This is a genomic window from Porphyromonas sp. COT-052 OH4946 (assembly GCF_000765965.1).
GTDB classification, from domain to species: domain Bacteria; phylum Bacteroidota; class Bacteroidia; order Bacteroidales; family Porphyromonadaceae; genus Porphyromonas; species Porphyromonas gulae.
The window spans coordinates 25,532-43,727 of record NZ_JQZY01000027.1 but is presented as its reverse complement, the minus strand read 5'-3'; the positions used below and the strand labels follow the sequence as shown (position 1 = coordinate 43,727).

General features: G+C 48.6%; 15 protein-coding genes. 10 read left to right on the top strand and 5 right to left on the bottom strand.

What is annotated here, in order from left to right; all coding sequences use genetic code 11:
* Positions 1 to 91 precede the first annotated feature (91 nt).
* Complete coding sequence (locus tag HQ50_RS09055; protein WP_018964355.1) at positions 92 to 1,744, bottom strand: S8 family peptidase; 1,653 nt, start codon at positions 1,742 to 1,744, stop codon at positions 92 to 94.
* 534 nt (positions 1,745 to 2,278) lie between these two features.
* Here HQ50_RS09055 and HQ50_RS09050 point away from each other — a divergent pair.
* The 4 genes from HQ50_RS09050 to HQ50_RS09035 all read left to right on the top strand — a co-directional run bounded on the left by HQ50_RS09050 (position 2,279) and on the right by HQ50_RS09035 (position 6,098).
* Positions 2,279 to 2,698 (top strand): 6-carboxytetrahydropterin synthase, encoded by a 420-nt coding sequence (locus tag HQ50_RS09050; protein WP_039429928.1) that lies wholly within the window; start codon positions 2,279 to 2,281, stop codon positions 2,696 to 2,698.
* A 24-nt stretch (positions 2,699 to 2,722) separates the two neighbouring features.
* Complete coding sequence (locus HQ50_RS09045) at positions 2,723 to 3,316, top strand: 7-carboxy-7-deazaguanine synthase QueE (protein ID WP_018964353.1); 594 nt, start codon at positions 2,723 to 2,725, stop codon at positions 3,314 to 3,316.
* Between the two features lie 21 nt (positions 3,317 to 3,337).
* Entirely contained in the window at positions 3,338 to 5,356 is a 2,019-nt protein-coding gene (locus HQ50_RS09040; protein WP_018964352.1) for an OmpA family protein, read from the top strand.
* Positions 5,357 to 5,624: 268 nt separating this feature from the next.
* Entirely contained in the window at positions 5,625 to 6,098 is a 474-nt protein-coding gene (locus HQ50_RS09035) for a PaaI family thioesterase (RefSeq protein WP_039429925.1), read from the top strand.
* A gap of 110 nt (positions 6,099 to 6,208) precedes the next feature.
* On the opposite strand, the gene HQ50_RS09030 is transcribed toward HQ50_RS09035, so the two are convergent.
* From HQ50_RS09030 to serB, 4 genes are all read right to left on the bottom strand, one after another.
* Positions 6,209 to 6,793, bottom strand: a complete 585-nt coding sequence (locus HQ50_RS09030) for an LUD domain-containing protein (protein WP_026292071.1) — start codon at positions 6,791 to 6,793, stop codon at positions 6,209 to 6,211.
* 5 nt (positions 6,794 to 6,798) lie between these two features.
* Positions 6,799 to 8,166, bottom strand: a complete 1,368-nt coding sequence (locus HQ50_RS09025; RefSeq protein WP_039429922.1) for a lactate utilization protein B — start codon at positions 8,164 to 8,166, stop codon at positions 6,799 to 6,801.
* Positions 8,163 to 8,903, bottom strand: a complete 741-nt coding sequence (locus tag HQ50_RS09020) for a (Fe-S)-binding protein (RefSeq protein ID WP_039430062.1) — start codon at positions 8,901 to 8,903, stop codon at positions 8,163 to 8,165. Before HQ50_RS09020 ends, HQ50_RS09025 begins: the two co-directional genes overlap by 4 nt.
* Before the next feature lie 311 nt (positions 8,904 to 9,214).
* Positions 9,215 to 10,087 (bottom strand): phosphoserine phosphatase SerB, encoded by an 873-nt coding sequence (gene serB / locus HQ50_RS09015; protein ID WP_039429921.1) that lies wholly within the window; start codon positions 10,085 to 10,087, stop codon positions 9,215 to 9,217.
* Positions 10,088 to 10,979: 892 nt separating this feature from the next.
* On the opposite strand from serB, the gene HQ50_RS09005 reads away from it, so the two are divergent.
* The 6 genes from HQ50_RS09005 to cbiB all read left to right on the top strand — a co-directional run bounded on the left by HQ50_RS09005 (position 10,980) and on the right by cbiB (position 18,031).
* Complete coding sequence (locus tag HQ50_RS09005) at positions 10,980 to 12,326, top strand: ATP-binding protein (protein WP_039429916.1); 1,347 nt, start codon at positions 10,980 to 10,982, stop codon at positions 12,324 to 12,326.
* Positions 12,327 to 12,599: 273 nt separating this feature from the next.
* Positions 12,600 to 13,919, top strand: a complete 1,320-nt coding sequence (locus HQ50_RS09000; RefSeq protein ID WP_039429914.1) for a cobyrinate a,c-diamide synthase — start codon at positions 12,600 to 12,602, stop codon at positions 13,917 to 13,919.
* A gap of 22 nt (positions 13,920 to 13,941) precedes the next feature.
* The gene (locus HQ50_RS08995) at positions 13,942 to 14,508 is read left to right on the top strand and encodes a cob(I)yrinic acid a,c-diamide adenosyltransferase (protein WP_039429911.1); all 567 of its coding nucleotides are present in this window, start codon (positions 13,942 to 13,944) and stop codon (positions 14,506 to 14,508) included.
* Positions 14,505 to 16,001, top strand: a complete 1,497-nt coding sequence (locus tag HQ50_RS08990; RefSeq protein WP_039429909.1) for a cobyric acid synthase — start codon at positions 14,505 to 14,507, stop codon at positions 15,999 to 16,001. The genes HQ50_RS08995 and HQ50_RS08990 overlap by 4 nt, the downstream gene beginning before the upstream one ends.
* Positions 15,994 to 17,001 (top strand): threonine-phosphate decarboxylase CobD, encoded by a 1,008-nt coding sequence (gene cobD / locus HQ50_RS08985; RefSeq protein WP_039429906.1) that lies wholly within the window; start codon positions 15,994 to 15,996, stop codon positions 16,999 to 17,001. Before HQ50_RS08990 ends, cobD begins: the two co-directional genes overlap by 8 nt.
* 19 nt (positions 17,002 to 17,020) lie before the next feature.
* On the top strand, positions 17,021 to 18,031 hold the full coding sequence (gene cbiB, locus HQ50_RS08980; RefSeq protein WP_039429903.1) for an adenosylcobinamide-phosphate synthase CbiB: 1,011 nt from the start codon (positions 17,021 to 17,023) through the stop codon (positions 18,029 to 18,031).
* Positions 18,032 to 18,196 lie beyond the last annotated feature (165 nt).

Below are 18,196 nucleotides of genomic sequence, written 5' to 3'. Positions count from 1 at the left end.
CATTCAATTTTAATGTTTCACATCAATGTCAAAGCTACAACGAAATCTTCACACTAAGCTGATGCCTTTTGTGTGTTGCTTCGTACTACATTTACCAAAATAGATACCATTCTTTCCAACTGTCATAGAAGACGGTTTCATCGGTTGAAACTACCCTATCACAATTGATAAGACCAAATCCCTTTTCCACGCTTTTTGGATATGGATGCCCGTAGTAAGAACCTATCAATATTTGCTTCTTAATCCAGTATGTATTCACACTATGGCCCCATCTTTCCCATAGTAAAGCTGCAAGTCCTGCAACATGTGGACAAGCCATACTTGTACCGTCCATATACGCATAACCGTTATTTAAATAGGTTGATGTGATGCTTACTCCAGGAGCAACACAACCGACAGGATTCCATGGCAAATATTGTCGTCCTCTTGATGAGAAAGAAGCAAGATTATTATTCCAATCAACAGCACCAACTGCTATCGGACTTGTACTCCACCAATTATCTCTGGCTGAATTAGCGGGAGCACCTACCCATGGGAAGTATCCGTCCCCACCATTGCCTGCCGCTGCAACAACAAGAACTCCATTTAGCTGGCATCTTGAAACAGCGTTTTTATAAGCTTCAGTCGGAGCGTAGGAACCACCTAAACTCATACTTGCCACCTTAATGCCATTCCCCACACACCAATCCATTCCTGCAATTATATCACTTACATATCCGAATCCATCATCACCCAGAACCTTTACGGCATAAAGTCTGGCGCGAGGAGCAACGCCTACAGTTTGCCCCCGATACTCTCTTGCTGCAATAATACCAGCACAATGCGTACCGTGTCCACAATAATCCATATAACTTCCTGAACCAGAGAAGTCAACACCACCATAAATCCATAAATCAGGGTGGTTATAATCAATACCGGTATCCAATACGGCAACTTTTACATTCCAGCCATCATAGCCCCTTGCCCATGCTCCAGGCGCTTTTACCATTTTGATATTCCAAGGAATGTACGAAGCATTTATATCCATAGTAGAGTCGAGTGTTTGTGCCGATGCAGCTGCAACATCACAAGATTTTGAAGCGTCTTTCTTGAGATTTGCATCTAACATTGACGAGAACATATCGACCATTGCCTTCTTGTATCCATCAGCAAAACCACCTTCTTGCGTTTGAGTTTGCTTATCGGTTTCCAATGACTTGTCGGCAACTAAATTGCTTTGACCGGAACATCTTTGAAGGCTAAAAGGCTTAGATTCTTCTTCGGGAACTGTTTTGTCTCCCACTATCGTGCCTTCGCTCTGAACTTTAAACGGCACAACGGTTTCAGTAAAGGCTTCTTTTGTGCGAAGATCGCCTTTAACTCTTGCAGCTCCTTTGCTCTTGCTTGCTTCTAACTTCGCCATTTCCTCCTGATTGATGTAAACCTCTGGCTGATAGTTATGGTCGAACCCTTTTGGCTCCATGCCCAAACCCAAGGCAAATACCTTTGTATCTTCTTCTACTGCCAAGACACCTTTCTGAGTTGCAAGTTTCTTTGCTCCTTCCGATGTAAGTTCAAGCACTGAAATACCAAGGTTTTCAAAATGCAAGACATTATCTTCCAAAGCGGCTCTTTCGGCAGACATGAAAGATACCCCTTCCTTTACATTTGATTGGTTTACTTTTAACAGTTTTGATACAGAGGCTTTGCTAATTTCTTGATCTGCATAGGTTACTAAGAATCTTTTGTTGTTTTTGTTAGGCATAGTTGTTATTTATTAAATTTACTACTCGTATGGCTTTTCGAATCCGCCCCGTTTTTAATGGTTTCTGGCTCCATTTCTTTTGTCAAACCGGGTAGTTAACCCTTCCTTTAGACTTCTTTTTGTGTTTTGATTATTATACTACTTTTCTGTGATAATTGAAAAATTTTAGATTGATTAAACTGTGACTTTTAGCTCTTACACTTTAAGAGTCACACAAATGAAAGAATATATTAAGGAAAGGTCTTGTACAAATCACGCATTTTCTTGGACAAATCACGCATTTGTGTACAAAAAAACTAACGAATCAAGGTGCAATTTGGACAAATCACGCATGCAAAAGTGGTTAATGCACATTATTTCAATCACTTACGAGTACAAGAGCAAAAACAGGTGATTTTTACATGAAATGTGCACGAAAAGTGTTTCGAAAAATTACAAAGGTGTTTTTTCAGACAAGGCACCTCAGCAGCAGAATACGTGAAGAAGGGGATTATTTCATTACCTTTGAACAGCAGAAACTTAGCTCAACAATATATGATTACAGCCGAACGTTATCACGACATTAGCATGGGACACCGCGTAGTGGGGCACGATCACAAGTGCAGACATCTGCATGGACACAACTATCGTATCCACTTTATATGCAGTGCACCGGCTCTTGATTCGATCGGGCGTGTAGTCGATTTTGGCGTTATCAAGGAGCTGCTATGCCAGTGGCTTGAAGATCATTGGGATCACAAGATGATGCTATGGGAGCAGGATCCGTTGCTTCCTGCTTTGCGTGAGACTGTGCTGGACGATCTGGTCGTGGTACCATTCAATCCTACAGCTGAGAATATGGCTGTTTATCTGACAGAAGTGATAGGGCCGATGCAGCTGGCCGGCACGGGAGTGACACTGATCGGTTGTCGGGTGGACGAGACTCGCAAGTGCTCGGCCTCCTATACATTATAATATAGTACAGGATAATACGGAGCAATGCTCGTAAACGAAATCTTTCACAGCCTTCAGGGTGAAGGAGCCAATACCGGACGAGCTGCTGTCTTTGTCAGACTCGCAGGCTGCAATTTGGCATGTCCCTATTGTGATACCGATTTCATCCAAGGGGAAAAAATGTCACTGGAAGAGATTGCCCACAGTATCGAACATTATCCCACACGCTTTCTCATTTGGACTGGTGGAGAACCGACACTGCAACTTACAGAAGAAGCTACGGCTTATTTTCACCGGCTTGGTTACTATCAGGCCATAGAGACCAACGGAACTCGCCCCGTACCCAAAGGTATAGACTACATTTCCTGTAGTCCCAAACCCGAAGCCATAGGAAAGCTGAAAGAAAATTTCCCGGATGGAGTGGGGGAGTTTCGTTTTCCGCTGGGATCCGATACCCCTCTGCCTCCACCGATCGATGAATTGCCCACTGCTCTGTATTATCTTGTCAGCCCTATCTTCACGGGGGACGATGCCATGGAACCCGATCCTTCTGCCATTACTCGCTGCGTCGAGTTCGTCAAGGCTTTTCCTGCTTGGCGTCTGAGCATACAGATGCACAAACTGATTCATATCCCATAGCCTATTCCTTTTCTTCTTAATATGCACAACGGACAACATAAAATCCATTATCCTTTTCTTATCCTGTTGGTATGCCTTGCTTTTGCTGCCTGCAAGAGCGTGAAGCTGAAAGATGCGGAGAAGGCACACGATCGCCAAGAGTACACCAAGGCTGCCGATATGTACAATACGCTATACAGGCGTACACCACGAAAGCAGATGGAGATGAAAGCTTATACGGCTTTCCGATCCGGTGAAAACTATCGTGCCGCCGGCAGACAAGCCAAAGCTCTGCGTGGCTATCTGAATGCCAGACGCTACGGGTATCCGGATTCTGTGGTACTGCTCCGTTTGGCACAGACCTATCAGCAAGGAGGTAACTATAAGGAAGCCGAGGCCCTCTTCCGTGAATATTTGGAAGCTTATCCGACAAGTTATTTTGCAGCTATCGGTTTGGAGGGGTGTCTCTTCGCCCTCCAACAGAAGGAATATCCTACACGTTACCGGATACGACGAGCCGCCGAGTGGAATTCGGCACGGGGCGACTTCGGCCCGGCCTATGCACCCGATGCTTCGGCTCTCTATTTCACCTCGAGCAGAAGCAAAGACGACGGTTTGGATAATAGCAGCATAACGGGACTGAAACCCAATGATATTTATATCATCAAACGTGATGCACAGGGACGATGGGGACGTCCCGATAGCGTGTCCGGAGGGATCAATACTTCTTGGGATGAAGGCGTGCCGACGATCACTCCCGATGGCAGTACCATATATTATACGTTGGCGCAGCAAGGAGCCGATTACGACCGTACGGTACAGATCTATTCTGCCACTCGGAGCGGAGAAGGCGGCTGGAGCAACGGTTCGCTCGTGGACATTATGCGCGATTCGCTCCGTATGGCTGCTCATCCCTCTATGTCGGCATCCGGCAATTACCTGTATTTCGTCAGCAACATAGGCGGTAGCTATGGCGGCAAGGATATTTATCGTGTCAAGGTGTCGGATCGTTCTTATCGTTCACCGGAGAATTTGGGTCCTGACATCAATACGCCGGGGGACGAAATGTTTCCCTTCATAGATGGGGATAGTACCCTTTTCTTCGCTTCGGACGGACACGCCGGTTTGGGAGGACTGGATATTTTCAAAGCCGTACTGGACTCTACCGGCCGATGGCATGTAGTCAATATGGGACAACCGGTCAATTCCTCTGCCGATGATTTCGGTTTGGCTGTGGAGCCTAAAGGCAAAAACGAAGAAGGAGCTTTGCCGGACAACGGTGTCAATGGCGTATTCTGTTCCAACCGAGGCGATGCACGCGGATGGCCGCACCTCTTCCATTTCGAATTGCCGGCTATCTACACCGAGATTCAAGGTTATGTAATGGACAGAGAAGAAAATCCCATAGCCGGAGCGACTGTCAGGATCGTAGGCGAACGCGGCCCCGTAGGACAGGGATTCGTGACCACTCGTGACGATGGCTCCTATAAGATGACCGTGCAGGGCGATACCCGCTATGTGATGCTTGCAGGAGCATCCGGCTATTTGAATCAGTATGTAGAGCTCAAGACCGATACTGCCAAGCAGAGCGAGACCTACTACGTGGATTTTTTCCTTGCATCGCGTGAGAAGGCCGAAGGCTTGCAAAATATTTTCTATGATTTCGATAAAGCCACCCTTCGACCCGAAAGTATGAAGAGCCTGGACGAACTGATTCGTATCCTTACGGACAATCCGGATATTCGGATCGAGTTGGGTTCGCATGCCGACAGGAAAGGCCCCGATGCTTACAACCTCGGACTATCCGACCGTAGAGCCAAATCCGTGGTGGACTACCTCACGAGTCGCGGCATAGCAGCTGACAGGCTTACGTGGAAAGGCTACGGTAAGTCTGTCCCCAAGACGGTGACGGCTAAGATGGCCGAACGGCACGATTTCCTGAAGGAAGGCGATGTACTCACCGAGGAATTCATCACACCTTTGACCGAGGAGCAGCAGTCAATCTGCGACCAACTGAACCGTCGTACCGAGTTCCGTGTCATCGAGGAAGAGTCGCGTTAATCACTCTTGGGATAAAAAAGTAGGACGTAGAAAGCCGTACCGAGTGGTCTTTGACAAGACTTATTTTTCAGCGTGTCGAATCTAATATTAGTTTTGGCTGAAACTAATATAAGTTTTGGAGAGAAGCTCCATAGGTGTAGAATGAGAGTAATGTTGATCACACTTTTCCAAACTCTTGGATCGAGTTCTCGTTCGTAAATAAAACGTTTTCTAACAGATACTATCCGGCTGCTAATGCGTACTTTTGCGGCAATACAGCACGAACAATATGGATAAGAAATCTTTTCAGGAGTATTATGCCACCGGCTTTAGCCATTGCTACGGTTGTGGCACATCGAACGAGCATGGTCTGCATGTAAAGAGTTATTGGGCGGAAGAGCATCCGGATGAGACGGTAGCGCATTTCCGTCCCGATTCACATCATACGGGAGGGTTCCCCGGCTTTGTCTATGGAGGACTCATTGCCGCCATCCTCGACTGCCATGGCAATGGCACCGCAGCCGCAGCCGGTTATCGTTCTCAAAGTCGCCCGATGGATTCGGAGCCGAATCTGAGATACGTGACGGCTAATCTGAATCTCAACTATCGTCGTCCTACCCCGATGGGAGTGGACTTGGAGCTACATGCCCACATCAAAGAGGTAACGGACCGGAAAGTGCTGATGGAGCTGTCGCTCATCGCAGAAGGGCAGGTAACGGTAGAAGGAAGCATGCTATCCGTTCTGCTACCCGAAAAGAAGTAGAGCAAGCAAACGGAGAGGGTAGGATAAAAACGCGCTTTGCGACTCAGGCATAGACGGCACAGTCGGCCGAATATGAAAGAGTCGCAAAGCGCGTTTTTTTTGTTCGATTCTTATTTCAATATCACGATGCCTCCGCGGGCACCATGCGCCCCGATTACCAGAGACTGCTCTATATCGGCAGTCTTGGATGGCCCACTGATAAAGCAGGAGTATGGAGACTGCGAGTCTATTTCGGCCACACGTTTATAAGCCTCGTGCATGTTGTGTACGAGCTTCGTCTTGTCCAAGACGATGACCAGGTACTCCGAGATGAAAAACATGGCTCGCTTCTGTATCGTCTGATCCACCCATACACATCCGTTCTCGCACACCCCTATTTCACCTTCGATAATAGCCAAGTCCGTACCGTTCATGTCGCCCGGATTCTCTACTTCGTCCGGTTTGTAGGTAGCTATATGAATGTATGGAAGGGCTGATCCGATCCGTTTGGCGTCCGGATATGCGGCTCTGATCACTTCGTTAATGTCCTGTCCGGGCTGAAGCTCTATGGCATCGCCGCCCACTGCACGCGATATTTCGATGAAGCGAGCCACCTTGTCCGGAAAGGTAATGGGAGTAAAGTTCATCTCCGGTTTCGGTTCACGCTGCTTGGTGTGCTGTTTGATTCTGTCTAATATGATTTGTCTGCTGTCCATGATGATTACTTCTTGATATTCTTCTTCCACCAATTATTGAACGAAGTAGAGGCAAAGCGAGGCAATTCGCGCCCCTTGCCCCATGCGTTCAGGCCGTTGTACAGCAGGAACCGAGGCAGACTGTTGGCTATGGGAGCCATCTTCAGAGCCGCATTGAAACGCCACGGGCTTTCCATCAGGTATTTCATACCGGCCGACATCAGCTTTTTCTCTTGGCTGGCACGCCCCAAATGATCCAAATCCTGACGCCAACGATAGATCTGCTCACCGAGGTCGATTTTCACAGGGCACACACTCGAACAGGAGAGACAGAGCGAGCAGGCCGATACATTGTCGCTATACCGGCGCGGATCCTTGAGCATACCCAGATTGATCCCGATAGGCCCGGGGATGAAATAAGTGTATGAATAACCGCCGGAGCGACGATAGACGGGACACGTATTCATACATGCACCGCATCTTATGCAGTTGAGCGTTTTCACGTGCTCCTCATTTTCGATGATGTCCGTCCTTCCGTTGTCTACGATGATATAGTGTAGCTCTCCGCCTTCATGAGGCTTGCGGTAGTGTGCCGTATAGGTCGTAGAGGGCTGTCCCGTACCCGAACGTGCCAGAAGTCGGGTGAATACCCCCACGGCATCCAAGTCGGGCACCAACTTCTCCAACCCGAAAGAGCAAATGTTCAATTTCTGACAAGCCATACCCATATCGGCATTGCCCTCATTGGTGCAAACGACGACTTCGCCCGTAGAGGCAACGGCAAAGTTGCCACCCGTCATTGCTGCATCCGCGCTGATAAAGTCTTCGCGCAGGCTTTTGCGTGCTGCACGAGTCAGATACGTAGGGTCGTAATTGCCCTTCTCCGTACCCAGCTTGTCGTGGAACAGATCGCTTACAGCCTCGCGTTTGATATGGATGGCCGGCATCACGATGTGGCTCGGTGGCTCTTCCATAAGCTGGAGGATACGCTCGCCGAGGTCTGTCTCGATCACGTTTATACCCTTTTCGATAAGATATTCGTTCAGGTGGCACTCTTCGGTAAGCATGGATTTGCTCTTCACGAACTTTTTGACACCATGATCACGCAGGATACCATACAGGATCTCGTTGTGCTCCTTGGCGTCCTTAGCCCAATGGACGATGACACCGTTGCGGCGAGCATTCTCTTCGAATCGAAGCAGCAGCTCATCGAGGTGCGTCACATTGTAGCGTTTGATGTCGTGAGCCAGTTGGCGCAGGTCTTCCCATTCCGGTACCGTATCACGTTGGATGTCCCGTTTGTGGCGTACCATCCAGAGCGTCTCGTCATGCCACTTGGCTCCGGCCTTATTCTCCAAAAAGCGGGCAGCCGCTTCGCTATGCTTCGTACTCATAAGTTTGCTGCTAAAATTTCTACTGCATGAATTGTCTTGATCGGCAATTTCTCTCTGTCTATCACCCCTTGCATATGCATCAGGCACGAACTGTCCGGCCCTGTGATGTACTCCGCACCTGTGGATATGTGGTCCAGCACCTTGTCATGTCCCATACAAGTGGACACCTCGGGTTCTTCCACTGAGTACATACCACCGAAACCGCAGCATTCGTCTATTCGCTTCGGCTCGAACACCTCTATGCCCTGCACCATCTCCAATAGCCGGCGCACCTTGTTGTGGTACGGACGGTGCACTTCGCTGGGGGTGGACAGATGCAGTTCGCGTACGCCGTGGCAGCTGTTGTGCAGGCTCACCTTATGGGCAAATCGGGAGGGGAGGCTGGTGATCTTCAGGTCATCGTGCAAGAACTCGCATATATCCCGAACCTTGGCTGCCGACTTGCAGACATGTCCTGTCGGTCTGAGGATATGATCATAGTTTTCTTTCACGAAAGCAACGCAACTGGCCGATGGCCCTACGACTACATCATACGACTCGAACAGCTCTTCGAATCGCAGAGCCAGCTTTTGAGCTTTCTGTTCGAATCCGGCATTGGCCATAGGCTGGCCGCAACATGTCTGATCCATCGGGTAGTCGACATCTATGCCCAAACTCTTCAGCAGTTTGTACGTGGCGATACCCACTTCCGGATACACTGCATTGACATAACAGGGGATGAACAAACCTACTTTCATTGTGATAAATCTGATAATTGTATTCTTAAAAACTTTTGTCCCTATGCCCTGAAGAGGTACGAATACTTCCTCTTCGGCCATACATCAGGGGAAAAACTCCACGGGAAAGTCAAAAAAGAAGCTCGCAAAACCAAAGAATACGGGCACCTTTCCCGATCCATATTTCACGGATACGATCGCATCGTATTCAAGCTCCTTATGGGTCTACTCTTCTATCCCAAAGTAAATATATTTCCGCCAAAAAGCATACCTCCGTCCGATAAATTTCTCTTAGCACGGAGGTTCTTATTCTCTGCGGATCAGGTCGGCGACTATCGGCAACCCATGATTTGGAGAATGGCTTCTATGCGCAGTTGGGGCGTGGAAGGCGGATGTGCCGAACTATTGAATATGATGCTGCCGGCCGAGAAGTCGAGCATGGGTACATCATTGGCACCATCGCCTACGGCAACAATTTCGGTCGGTGAGAGGGATAGCTCCTTGGCCAGAGAGTGGAGAAATTCGGCTTTGACCTCCGCATCCACTATGGTACCCGATAGACGGCCTGTCAGCAGGCCATTTTCGATCTCTGCTTCCGATGTGCAGATGTAGTCGAAGCCGTACCGCTCTTTGATGTTGTGCGAATAAAGTCGGAATCCTCCCGAAATGATAGCGGAGCGAATACCTTGCTCCTTGAATTTGCGCATCAACGAAGGCAGTCCCTCAACGATCGGGAGAGATGCAGATAGCTCCTCCAGCTTTGCCAAAGGCAAGCCTCGCAGCATGGATACGCGCCTGCTGAAATTGTCCGGAAACTCCTCTCTCCCCGACATGGCAGCCTCCGTCAGTTCACCCATCTCATCGAGGCATCCGTGTGCGGTGGCCAATTCATTCATGATCTCCGTGCGCACAAGCGTCGAATCCAGATCGAAAGCTACGAGTCCGATGCGCCCTACAGGTGTATCCTCCCTGCGAATACCGAGCATAATCGGATAGGTCCGGGCCATAGGCATCAGAGCCTTTATCAAAAGAGATTTGGCTCCTTTGTAGGCTACCGATAGCCGCACACAAGGATCGTATGTATCCGCTTCACGCACGAATTGGACTACCCGTGCGCCGATAGCCTCCACAGCACGACAAACTGCCGCCACATGCAGCAGATCTGCCCTTGCAGCCGTGATATATACCCGATAGTTACCGTTCATTCTGCCACAAAGATAAACCCTTGCCGATGAAATGTTTTATAGTAAAACATTCGGTTGCTGTTACGATTCATTCGACTTCAGCGTTTTTCTTACCTTTGCCAACCTGATGAAGCTCTCTGTCGGGAGTTAGATGTTCCTGACAAGAGAGCCGATTGCTTGAATAGAATTACATGGATACTATAGACTTAACGATGACAGAATATGCACACCGAATACCTTTATACCCCGATCTTTCCGGCCGATTCTTTCGCGCCCATAGCCTATCACGCCATTTCGATATTCAGCAAACAGTATAAACCCCTATGACGAATAAGTAGGAATAACCCCTCTTATACTCCCCTAAAGGTACAAGGCACCCGTACGGTTCGGCCACGAATCGTGCGGGTGCCTCTTTTATTTCAGCTCCTGAGAGAGCCTTTTTCAGCCTGCGATTTATATAGAAACGAGTTCCGATCTATATATAAATGGAAAACGATTTATATATAAAATGAAAACAATCTATATATAGATCGAAAACGGTTTATATACAGATCGTTATCTTCTCTTCTGAAAAGCATGTTTTGATCCGAAAAAGTTCGTTTTTTCATCTTCTGGACTTCATAATCTACTTCTTTTTACCCCCTTATTTAGAATCATTCCAAACTCGTCTTCGTTGTTGAAAACTTTTTTCGCGCGAAAAAAATAACCCGAATGGCATGCTCTGCTTTTCTCCGATCCGATCCGAAAGACAGCTTTTTCATCTATACGTCCTGTCTCTCATTTCAGGCAAAATCTTGGAAAAGCGGAACGAAAAGGTCGTTTCGGTATTGGAAAAGCGGAATAAACGCCCTCTTTATGCCTTGGAAAAACGGAAAAATACAGCTATGTTTGTCTTGCATAAATGGAAGTGGCTATGTTGAGAAGGAAGATAGACAAGTACCTCAAGGATTATTACGAAAGTTCTCGTAATGCTTTGCTTCTTACGGGAGCGAGGCAAATCGGTAAGACATATTCCATCCGTGAGTTTGGAAAATCCTTTAAAAGTTTTGTGGAGATAAACTTTGTGGATACCCCGGAGGCTGTCGATGTTTTCAAAGATGCCAAAAGCAGTTCGGAGATTTTGCTTCGCTTGTCTCTGATGACGACTGTTCCCCTAATCAAAGGCGATACGCTTATCTTCTTTGACGAAGTACAGAGGTGTCCTGAGATCGTAACGGCTATCAAATTTTTAGTGGACGAAGGTTCGTATCGCTATATATTGAGTGGTTCGTTGTTGGGGGTGGAGCTGAAAGATCTACGCTCCGAACCTGTCGGGTATATGGGTGTCAAAGACATGTATCCGCTTGACTTCGAAGAGTTTGTTTTGTGCGTGGGTATCAGTGAAGATATAATAGGGTATTTGCGCAATGCTTGGCAAAACCATACTGTTGTCGATGAGTTTATTCATTCCAAAATGATGGAATTGTTTCGTCTCTATCTTGTCGTTGGCGGCATGCCTGCAGCTGTCAGTAGCTATATCGAAAGCAATAACCTTCAAGAAGTTATGACCATACAGCAAGACATTATTCGCCTCTATAAGCGTGATATTGCACAGTATGATCCGAACAACAAGCTATACATAGAAGAGATTTTCGATCTGATTCCTCCCGAACTCAATGCAAAGAATAAACGCTTTATCCTAAAACGACTAAATGAGAATGCCAAGTTTGAGCATTATCAGAACAGCTTTCTTTGGTTGAAGAATGCAGGAGTGGCTTTGCCTGTCTACAATGTAGAGGAGCCTAAGACACCTTTGCTACTTGCTCGTTCACGAAATTTGTTCAAACTCTTCCAGAGTGATGTTGGCTTACTTGCAGCCCAGTATACAGAAGGTATCCAGCTGCGGATAATCAAGGGCGACAAGGATATTAATTTCGGTTCCATATACGAAAATGCAGTTGCACAAGAATTGGTGGCTCATGGATTTACGCCCTATTACTACAATAATAAGAAGCGAGGCGAATTGGATTTTGTCATCGAAACAGAGGGACAGGTGCTTCCCATCGAAGTGAAATCGGGCAAGGACTACCAGACGCATCGTGCCTTAGCTAATATCATGGCAGACAAGGAGTACCGATTGCCACGTGCTCTGATTTTGAACAATGACACCCTAAAAGTGGATGGACAACTTATTTATGCCCCCATTTATATGGTGATGTTTCTACAGAAAGACAATACTGCCCCTACCTACTATAAAGTGGACCTATCGGCTTTGCAATAAAGTCATCAGGCTATATTTCTATTGCGGTTGCCGGCATTGGTAGATATTGGCAGGTGTATTCCGAAAGGAGAAAGAGGGGCGGTTGTGCTATTGATGGGGAAGTATTCCTAAATTAGCGATCGCTAAAGTGATGGAAGATGGATAGAGGAAGTGTAGCTGCCGATTGTGTTGGTGCAGAGCTGTTCGTCCGATCGGGAGGCCTTTCGTTCTCTTCCTTGGCTTTTGTCTGTAAATCTCGATTCTTTTAACTCATATAATTGTCTGTTCCTATAATTGTCTGTTCCTATTAAACGCTCTCATCTCCTTATCAGTGCTGCTTCATCGGGTGGTGGAAAGACTACTTTCACGCTCGGATTGCTACGATTGCTTCGAAGGCGCGGTCTCAAAGTGCAGCCTTTCAAATGCGGTCCCGACTATATCGATCCTAAGTATCACCGCCTTGCATGCGGAACGGAAACGGTGAATTTGGATGCTTTCATGATGAGCCGGGAGCATATCGCCCGACTCTATGACCGCTATGGCTGCGAAGCCGATGTTTCCATCGTAGAGGGTGTGATGGGTTTCTTCGACGGGTACGACCGTATGACGGGTAGCAGTGCCCTTTTGGCCGAAAATCTGCGCATTCCCGTATTGCTTCTGATCCATGCAGGCAGCACGGCCTATTCCGTGGCTCCGATACTGTATGGCTTCAAACACTTCCGCCCGGGTGTGGCTCCGGTGGGTGTCGTTTTCAATAAGGTGGGCTCCGCTTCGCATTATCGCTATCTGGAAGAAGCAGCTGCGGATGCCGGTGTGGCCAGCCTCGGTTACTTGCCGAAGATGAAAGATTTGGAAGTACCGTCGCGGCATTTGGGTTTGTCTGTGGAGGATTTAGCCCGTTATGAGTATTTGCCGGACAAGGTGGCAGATGCTATTGAGAAGTATGTGGATGTGGAGAGATTGCTTGGCCTGATGGCCTCCGATGTCGATCCGGTTATCGAAGAAGAGAGCTTTACGGAATCTTCTTTGCATGGGAGGAAATGCATTGCGATGGCGGATGACGAAGCATTTAACTTCACCTATCGGGAGAATATTCGTCGGCTCGAAAGCCGAGGAAGGGTTGTTCGATTCAGTCCTTTGCGGGACAATCGTCTGCCCGATGATTGCGATTTCCTGTATCTGCCCGGCGGTTATCCGGAGTTTTACCTGCCGGCATTGAGTGCCAACGAATCCATGAAGCGGTCGGTACGGGACTATATCGAGTCGGGAGGTCATGCTCTGGCCGAGTGTGGCGGTATGATGTACCTTTGCGATACGATACGGGGCATGGACGGACGGGACTATCCCATGTGTGGCGTATTGCCTGAAGCGGCTACGATGGAAGGAATGCGCCTGCACCTTGGCTACAGGCGGATGGTGTACAAGGGGAAAGAGCTACGCGGACATGAATTTCACTACTCTTCCACTATCGGCTCTACGCCATCCGTGGCACAGCAGTACAATGTGCGAGGCGAAGCCGTGGAGACTCCGCTATACCGATACAAGAATCTCTTGGCCGGATATACGCATCTCTACTGGGGTGAGCATGACGATCTGTGGACGTGGTTCGACTGATGGAAGCGAAACGATGTAATCTATGATATATACGAAGACAGGAGACAAAGGAACCACCGGCATATTCGGTGGGGAGCGTGTGAAGAAAGATGATGTACGAGTGGAAGCCTACGGCACGATGGATGAGCTGAATGCTGCCATCGGCATGATCCGGACATTCCTGCCGGAGGAGGATGAGCGTCAGACCGTGCTGTACGATATTCAGATGCGGATGATGGCAGCGATGAGTATAGTGGCCACTCCTGCCGGCAAGCGTGAGCAGAATCCTAATCATTTCCCCGAAGAAGCGGCAGCCGACTGCGAGGCTTTTATCGACAGGCTTTTGGGCGAAACAGCCGACAACGGCTACTTCATTCTTCCGGGCGGTACGCCGCTTTCTGCTCATTTGCAGTTGGCTCGTACGATAGCACGCCGAGCGGAAAGAAGGTTGTGGACACTGCACCGATCCGATGAAGTTCCGGATGCAATCTTGAAGTGGATGAATCGCCTGTCCGATCTTTTCTTCGTGATGGCTCGGCACGAAATGCAGCAGCAGGGGTGGAGCGAGGAGAAGTGGCATAGATTCGCCTATAAGAGAAAGAAGAAATGACGGAAGGCGGAAAGCTACGGCCGATTATGTTTGTCGGCACAGGCAGCGATGTAGGCAAGAGTATTATCGCTACGGGTTTCTGTCGCATTTTTCGGCAGGACGGTTATCATCCGGCCCCGTTCAAAGCGCAGAATATGGCTTTGAATTCGTTCGTCACGCCCGAAGGTTTGGAGATCGGACGAGCGCAGGCTGTGCAGGCCGAAGCTGCCGGCATCCCATGTCATACGGATATGAATCCCGTGCTGCTCAAGCCGAGTTCGGATCATACTTCACAGGTCGTGCTCAATGGCCGTCCGATAGGCAATCGGGATGCTTACGAATACTTTCGACGAGAGGGGAGGGACGAACTGCGTACGGAGGTGTACGCCGCTTTCGACCGCTTGGCTTCTCGTTTCAGCCCTGTTGTGATGGAAGGAGCAGGCAGTATATCCGAATTGAATCTGCGCGATACCGATATAGTCAATATGCCGATGGCCATCCATGCAGGTGCATGCGTGATCCTTGTGGCCGACATCGACCGTGGAGGCGTGTTCGCTTCGGTCTATGGTTCTATCATGCTGCTCTCTGCCGAAGAGCGAAAGCATGTGCGAGGCATTCTGATCAATAAGTTTCGGGGCGATCTTCGCCTTTTCGATGAAGGGAAAAAGATCCTTGAGGAATTGTGCGGCATTCCCGTTGTGGGAGTAATACCTTATTATAAGGATATTCATATCGAGGAGGAAGACTCCGTAGCACTGTCGGTCAAGCAGTATGCTGCCGGACAGGGACGGGTGAATGTAGCTGTAGTCCTGCTGCGATACTTGTCGAACTATACGGACTTCAACGTTTTGGAACGTGATCCTCGCGTACACCTTTACTATACGAACAATACGGAAGAGCTGCGCAAGGCCGATATTATCATTCTACCCGGCAGCAAGAGTACTTTGGCCGATCTCTATGAATTGCGGCGCAATGGTGCGGCACAAGCTATCGTACAGGCACATCGCGACGGGACAACGGTATTGGGGATATGTGGCGGATTCCAACTCATGGGCATGGAGGTTTGCGATCCCGACCATATAGAGGGCGATATAGAACGCCTGCCCGGTCTCGGCCTGCTGCCTGTAACGACTGTGATGACGGGCGAGAAGGTTACGCGTCGTACGGCATTTCGCTTTCTGGATCATACGGATGAGTGCGAGGGATATGAGATTCATATGGGACGGACGATGCCTGTCGAAGGTGCAGCATCTTCTCCACTGAATCGACTCTCGGATGGAACAGAGGACGGATATTTCGTGGATGCTACTTGTATGGGTACTTATGTGCATGGTATACTGGACAATCCGGTCGTAATAGACTATCTGCTCTCGCCGTATGCAGACAAAATGGAAGAACGGAAGAGCTTCGACTATGCCCGCTATAAGGATGAGCAATACGATAAATTGGCTGACCATCTGCGTCGATATGCCGATGTTCCGCTGATTTACCAACTGATGAAAAACGATGATTAAAGGACACGGAGACGATCTCTATCGTCATGGACCCATTCGGGCTAATTTCAGTTCGAATGTATATAACGCCACCGAGCGTCAGGGTCTGCTGGATTACCTTCATCAGAGACTGGATAGCATCGGCTCCTATCCGGAGCCGGAGCCTTATTCTTTGGAGAAAGGTTTGGCCGATTATCACGGCATAGCTGCCGACTCTATCAGTGTGACCGCTGGTGCCACGGAAGCTATTTATCTCATAGCACAGGCTTTCCGTGGATCTTCTTCGGCCGTGGTGGCTCCCACTTTCAGCGAATATGCCGATGCTTGCCGGCTACATGGCCATCGTGTGGATTTCATTTCCAAGCCCGAAGAGGCTTCTTCTCGATATGATATGGTCTGGCTCTGTAATCCGAACAATCCGACGGGGCGCGTTTGGAAGGCAAGCGAATTGTATCGTATCGTTCGAGAGTGTCCGTCCACGATTTTCATTGTGGATCAGTCTTACGAATACTTTTCCACGGCCGAAGTACTCGATACGAAAGAGGCGGTTTCTCTCCCCAATCTTTTGCTGCTGCATTCGCTTACCAAGCGTTTTGCCATACCGGGCTTACGCCTCGGATACCTGACAGCCCACGCTTCTCTGACCGAAAGGATCAGAGCTTGCCGCATGCCGTGGTCGGTGAATGCCCTTGCCATTGCCGCCGGTGAGTATTTGGTGCAGCAGGGATTTCCTGCTTCTGTACCTTTGGCCGAGTTGCATGCGGAAACCGAACGGCTACGCATGGCTATCGGCTCAATCGCCGGTTATGAGGTGGAGCCGACTGATACCCATTTTATGCTGGTTCGCTGTCGTCATCATTCGGCTGCCGAACTGAAAGCTGTTTTGGCCGATCAATACGGTCTGCTGATTCGGGATGCCTCCAACTTCGAGGGCTTGGATGCCCATTGCATTCGTATAGCTACACAGACGCGCGAGCAGAACGATTGGCTGATCGATGCACTTCGATCGATTTCTTTCTAATTCCTTTTTTCTGTTCGGTATGCAGGAATCTGTTTTGATCATTCTTCTTTTTTTATTGCCACTGTTGCTGGGATGGTTGGCAGACTATTTTTTAGGAGATCCTCTTTCTCTTCCGCATCCTGTAGTCGGCTTCGGGCGGATGATTGCATTCGGAGAGAAGAGGTTGAATAGAGGCAACTACCGCAAGGCGAAAGGCGGCTTGATGTCGGTGGTCTATATCATAGCCGTTTTTCTTTTGACCCTATTGATCCTCTTGGGGCTTGCTTTTGTCTGTATCTATGCCATTTTGATGGACGATTCTTTGTGGATTGCTCTGGCATTTGCTGTGGCTTCTCTTATTTCGGCTGTCGGCATTTTCTTCTGTTTGGCCGGCACTACCCTTATTCGTGAGGTACGTATGGTATTCCAAGCAGTCGATCGTTCGCTTGAAGAGGGGCGCAGGCAAGTGGCCCGCATCGTAGGACGCGATACGGTAGCTCTGTCGGCGCAGGAAGTCAGGACGGCAGCTCTGGAGACTTTGTCGGAGAATCTGAGCGATGGAGTTGTAGCTCCTATGTTCTGGTATATGTGGCTGGGATTGCCGGGGATGATGGCCTATAAGATGGTCAATACCCTTGATTCGATGATTGGCTATAAGACGGAGCGGTATCTTTTTTTCGGGCGGATAGCTGCCAAAATCGACGATGTCGCCAACTATATTCCTGCAAGGCTTACGGCTTGGCTGATGATTCTCGTGAGTGGGAAGCTCCACCTGTTCTCTTTTGTTCGTCGTTATGGTCGGCAACATGCAAGTCCTAACTCCGGTTATCCCGAGGCAGCTCTTGCAGGTATATTGAATTGCCGTTTCGGTGGCACACACGATTATTTTGGAGAAAGCATCAGCAAGCCTTATATCGGCCATAACGAACGCGAACTGACAACGGCAGATATGCAGATTGCTATTCGTATCAATCGGCGCGTAGAGCTGGTGATGCTGTTGATGACACTCGTAGTGAGTTGGATTACCTCCTCGCTCTTTCTTTTTGCCTGATCTGAAAAAAAACTAAGAATCAGCTCTGCCGCGAAAGACTTCAACGAAAATCCCATAAAACGGCCACAAATAGCTGATAGTTAGCGCATTGATGGGAGCAGAATCAGCTGACAATTGCGTCCTGCATCGTGCAGGAAGCAAGAAACAGCCGACAATCATTCCTTA

Excerpts from the sequence above, each read along its gene's own strand:
- HQ50_RS09005 (WP_039429916.1), top strand. The coding sequence starts at position 10,980 with ATGTTGAGAAGGAAGATAGACAAGTACCTCAAGGATTATTACGAAAGT.
- HQ50_RS09055 (WP_018964355.1), bottom strand. The coding sequence starts at position 1,744 with ATGCCTAACAAAAACAACAAAAGATTCTTAGTAACCTATGCAGATCAA.
- HQ50_RS09035 (WP_039429925.1), top strand. The coding sequence starts at position 5,625 with ATGGATAAGAAATCTTTTCAGGAGTATTATGCCACCGGCTTTAGCCAT.
- HQ50_RS09025 (WP_039429922.1), bottom strand. The coding sequence starts at position 8,166 with ATGAGTACGAAGCATAGCGAAGCGGCTGCCCGCTTTTTGGAGAATAAG.
- cobD (WP_039429906.1), top strand. The coding sequence starts at position 15,994 with ATGATTAAAGGACACGGAGACGATCTCTATCGTCATGGACCCATTCGG.
- HQ50_RS08990 (WP_039429909.1), top strand. The coding sequence starts at position 14,505 with ATGACGGAAGGCGGAAAGCTACGGCCGATTATGTTTGTCGGCACAGGC.
- HQ50_RS09045 (WP_018964353.1), top strand. The coding sequence starts at position 2,723 with ATGCTCGTAAACGAAATCTTTCACAGCCTTCAGGGTGAAGGAGCCAAT.
- HQ50_RS09050 (WP_039429928.1), top strand. The coding sequence starts at position 2,279 with ATGATTACAGCCGAACGTTATCACGACATTAGCATGGGACACCGCGTA.
- HQ50_RS08995 (WP_039429911.1), top strand. The coding sequence starts at position 13,942 with ATGATATATACGAAGACAGGAGACAAAGGAACCACCGGCATATTCGGT.
- HQ50_RS09020 (WP_039430062.1), bottom strand. The coding sequence starts at position 8,903 with ATGAAAGTAGGTTTGTTCATCCCCTGTTATGTCAATGCAGTGTATCCG.
- serB (WP_039429921.1), bottom strand. The coding sequence starts at position 10,087 with ATGAACGGTAACTATCGGGTATATATCACGGCTGCAAGGGCAGATCTG.
- HQ50_RS09040 (WP_018964352.1), top strand. The coding sequence starts at position 3,338 with ATGCACAACGGACAACATAAAATCCATTATCCTTTTCTTATCCTGTTG.
- cbiB (WP_039429903.1), top strand. The coding sequence starts at position 17,021 with ATGCAGGAATCTGTTTTGATCATTCTTCTTTTTTTATTGCCACTGTTG.
- HQ50_RS09030 (WP_026292071.1), bottom strand. The coding sequence starts at position 6,793 with ATGGACAGCAGACAAATCATATTAGACAGAATCAAACAGCACACCAAG.